3 protein-coding genes and 1 pseudogene are annotated in these 3,942 nt (G+C 70.9%); 2 read left to right on the top strand and 2 right to left on the bottom strand.

From position 1 onward, the window contains the following. Nucleotides 1-1,418 (bottom strand): type I glutamate--ammonia ligase (gene glnA / locus WML84_RS13580; RefSeq protein ID WP_347346669.1); only part of this gene is annotated, 1,418 nt, incomplete at its 3' end. 172 nt (nt 1,419-1,590) lie between these two features. Between glnA and WML84_RS13575 the strand changes: the two genes are divergently transcribed. Then, nucleotides 1,591-1,944, top strand: coding sequence for an RDD family protein (locus tag WML84_RS13575; protein ID WP_347346670.1), 354 nt, complete (start codon nt 1,591-1,593; stop codon nt 1,942-1,944). 26 nt (nt 1,945-1,970) lie between these two features. Here the strand turns inward: WML84_RS13575 and WML84_RS13570 are convergent, their stop codons facing one another. Continuing rightward, on the bottom strand, nt 1,971-2,681 hold the full coding sequence (locus WML84_RS13570; protein ID WP_347346668.1) for a DUF4191 domain-containing protein: 711 nt from the start codon (nt 2,679-2,681) through the stop codon (nt 1,971-1,973). A 173-nt stretch (nt 2,682-2,854) separates the two neighbouring features. On the opposite strand from WML84_RS13570, the pseudogene WML84_RS13565 reads away from it, so the two are divergent. Further along, nucleotides 2,855-3,942: pseudogene (locus WML84_RS13565) on the top strand (hypothetical protein); the annotation flags it as partial.

Below are 3,942 nucleotides of genomic sequence, written 5' to 3'. Positions count from 1 at the left end.
CCGAAGTACAGCTCGTACTCGAAGGGGTGCGGGCGGGCGTTCAGCGGGGTGATCTCGTTCTCGATCTTGTACTCGATCCAGGTCTCGATCAGCTCGGGCGTGAACACGCCGCCGGCGAGCAGGAACTCGTGGTCGGCGCGCAGCGCCTCGAGCGAGTCCAGCAGCGAGTTCGGCACCTGCGGGATGTTCTTGGCCTCCTCGGGCGGCAGCTCGTAGAGGTCCTTGTCGACCGGCTCGTGCGGCTCGATGCGGTTCTTGATGCCGTCGAGGCCCGCCATCAGCTGCGCCGCGAAGGCGAGGTAGGGGTTCCCCGAGGCATCCGGCGCGCGGAACTCGATGCGCTTGGCCTTCGGGTTCGTGCCGGTGATCGGGATGCGGACCGCGGCCGAGCGGTTGCCCGCCGAGTACACCAGGTTGACCGGCGCCTCGTAGCCCTTCACGAGCCGCTTGTACGAGTTGAGGGTCGGGTTGGTGAACGCCAGCACGGCCGGAGCGTGCGCGAGGAGGCCGCCGATGTACCAGCGCGCGACGTCGGAGAGGCCACCGTAGCCCTTCTCGTCGTAGAACAGCGGCTTGCCCTCGAGCCACAGCGACTGGTGCGTGTGCATGCCCGAGCCGTTGTCGCCGAAGAGCGGCTTGGGCATGAAGGTCGCGACCTTGCCCCACTCCAGCGCGGTGTTCTTGACGATGTACTTGAACTTCAGGATGTCGTCGGCCGCGTGCACCATCGTGTCGAAGCGGTAGTTGATCTCGGCCTGGCCGCCGGTGCCCACCTCGTGGTGCGAGCGCTCGAGGATCAGGCCCGAGTCGATCAGCTTGAGGCAGATGTCGTCGCGCAGGTCGGCCTGCTTGTCGACCGGCGAGACAGGGAAGTAGCCGCCCTTGTAAGGAGTCTTGTTGGCGAGGTTGCCGCCCTCCTCCTCACGACCGGTGTTCCACGCGCCCTCCTCGGAGTCGACGTGGTAGAAGCTGTGGTTCGCCGTGACGTCGTAGCGCACGTCGTCGAAGATGTAGAACTCGGCCTCGGGCGCGAAGAACGCGGTGTCGGCGATGCCGGTCGAGGCGAGGTACTTCTCGGCCTTCTTGGCGACCTGGCGCGGGTCCTTCGAGTAGATCTCGCCGTTGCGCGGGTTGTAGATGTCGAAGAGCATGACGAGCGTCTTCGCCTCGCGGAACGGGTCGACGTACGCGCTCGAGACGTCCGGGATCAGCTGCATGTCCGACTCGTGGATGCTCGCGAACCCGCGGATCGACGAACCGTCGAACAGCTGGCCGACCGTGAAGAAGTCCTCGTCGACGGTCGAAGCAGGGATGTTGAAGTGCTGCTGCACGCCGGGCAGATCCGTGAAGCGGATGTCGAGGAACTTGACGTCCTCGTCCTTGATGAACTTCAGCACCTCGGATGAGTCTTTGAACATTGAGTCTCCAGATCGGGTAGCGGACCGCGTCGGCGGCGTACGGCTGGAGTCGAACCTAGCCGTGCCCAGTTGCCCGCCAGTAACCCTCATGTTTCGGGCATGTTACGCGGGCCTCGATAGCATGGTGGGCGTGTCCGTCTCCGAGAGCTCGTATCCCGGCGAGCGGCTCGGGATGCCGGCATCCGGTCGGGGCAGCATCGGACGCATCGGACGACGCCTCGGTGCCCTCGCGATCGACTGGGCCTGCGCGGTCGTGATCTCGATCGCGTTCTTCGCCTACGACTCCCTCGCGACGCTCGCGGTCTTCTGCGCGGTGCAGCTCGTGTTCATCCCCACCCTCGGGGGCAGCCCCGGTCACCGCCTCGTCGGCCTGCGGCTCACGCGCCTCGACGGCGGCTGGGCAGGGCTCTGGCGCCCGGTCGTGCGCACGGCGCTGCTGGCGCTCGTGATCCCGGCGGTCATCTGGGACGCCGATCAGCGGGGCCTGCACGACAAGGCCGCCGGCACGGTGCTCGTCAGGGCCTGAGGCCCGCCCGTACGCGGCTCAGCGGATCAGCGCGGGCGCTGCGCGCGCGCCTTCATGGGGTCGATGCCCTTCGGGATGGGCAGCGACGTCACCGACTGCGACACCGAGTCGACGCGCTTGAGGACCGCGGCCATCGTGGCGCGGTCGATCTTGTTCGGGAGGCGCTTGATGGTCGACGACAGCTTGGCGATCGGCACGTCGTCCTCGCCGTGGCCGACGTAGAGCACGTGCACCGGCACGCCGGCGGCGACGCGCTGGACCTTGACGCGCTCGTCGTTGATGAGGCGGGTGAGGCGTCCGCGGGCGCCCTCGCCGACGATCACCACGCCGCCGCGGCCGATCGCGCGGTAGACGGCGTCCTGCGTCTTCGGGTTCACGCCGACCGGCATGTCGGACGACACCCAGGCGCGACCGAGGGCGCTGGACATGATGTGGCCGGCGGCCCCCGGCATCCCGTCGATCTTCTTGTACATGGCGCTCGTCGACAGGCGCGTGAGGGTCATCATCGACATCATGAAGCCGAACATGAGGCCCATGAAGCCCCACAGCACGACGCTCCAGATCTGGAACGGCGGGATGAGGAAGCCGATGAGCACGCCGATGCCGGCGCCGACGACGAGGATGCCGATGAGCAGCCACGGCATCCAGCTGTAGACGTCCTTCGTGAAGACGAGCAGGGAGCGGATCTGCGAGAAGAAGCCGCGCCGCTTCTCCGGCGCGTTGGTACGGGATGCCATGGCGTACAGCCTAATACCGGTACGCGCGCCCGCCTCCGAGCGGCCGCAGGACGCGGGTCGTGGTGCGGTCCTCGCGCCGCCACGATCTGTCCACAGCGGGCGATGTCGGCGGGTTGTCCACGGATGCCGCCATGCGACGAGCGCGGCGGTCGCGGGCGCGGCACGATCGGGACATGACCACGCCTGCCGCCGCCGATCCGCTCGCACCGCCGCGCGTCCTGCGCACGCTGAGCGCCGCCGACGCGCCCTACCCCGCGACGCTCGTGGCCGGTGCTCCCGCACGCGTGTGGGTGGACGCCGAGGCCTTCGGCGACGGACCGGCGTGGCGCGCGGACGTGCACGGCCACGTCCTGACGCCGCTCGACGTGGCCCGCACAGCGACCGGGCACGCCGTCGTGCTGCCGCACTGCACGGGCCGGCTCGCCGACGCGCTCGGTCGCCGCGCGAGGCTCGAGGCGGGAGAGGCCGTCACGGCGGCGGTCAGCCTGCTGCGCGGTGCGGCCGAGGCGGAGCGACTCGGCGCCGACGAGGGCGTCTGGTGGCTGACCGAGGAGCTCCGGCCCGTGCTGGCGCTCACGGGAGGGATGCCGTGGCGCCCGGAGACGGCGGCGCTGCTCGCCGAGCTGGCGGCCGACCTGCCCGAGGACGACCCGCCGGGTCTCGCGGAGGCGCTGGAGGCCGTCGCGGAGGCGGTCGCATCCGAGCGGCGGCTCGGGCCCCGCGTCCCCGGCCTCGAGGACGCGCTCTTCGCCGCCGCGGCGCCGGAGCCGCTCGCGAGGCCGGCAGCGGCGGAACCCGAGTCGCTGTGGCGGTCGGGTCGCACCGCGCACGACCCCGCGTCGTCGTCGCGGCTCCGCACGTCGACGGGTGCCGATCCCGGGGCGGGTCCGCGGCGCACGCGGCGGGGGAGTGCGCACGACGACCAGGTGCCGGACCCGCCGGCCCCTGCCGATCGGGCGGCGGACGCCGCCGTGATCGGTCCGGTGCGCACCCTCGCCGCGAGCCTGCTCGGCCGCGAGCTGACCGATCGGGTCGCGCACGCGCTCGGCGACGTCGGTCGTGGCGTCTCCCGTGCCTCCGGGGTGCGGGGGGAGCGTCACGGTGGGTCCGTGTCGCGCCGAGCCCGCGGCGGATCCGCGTCGCGGCGGACCGATCGCGGGCGGGCCGACGACGGATCGAGGCAGGAGGCCGGCGCGTCGCGGCAGAGCGACGGGACGCCGACAGGCGCGAACGGTGCATCGCGACGCGTGGACGGCGCGTC

This window comes from Microbacterium sp. (genome assembly GCF_039812165.1).
In the GTDB taxonomy this organism is placed as follows: Bacteria; Actinomycetota; Actinomycetes; order Actinomycetales; family Microbacteriaceae; genus Microbacterium.
This window is presented reverse-complemented; position numbering and strand designations above follow the sequence as displayed.

Excerpts from the sequence above, each read along its gene's own strand:
- WML84_RS13575 (WP_347346670.1), top strand. The coding sequence starts at position 1,591 with ATGCCGGCATCCGGTCGGGGCAGCATCGGACGCATCGGACGACGCCTC.
- WML84_RS13570 (WP_347346668.1), bottom strand. The coding sequence starts at position 2,681 with ATGGCATCCCGTACCAACGCGCCGGAGAAGCGGCGCGGCTTCTTCTCG.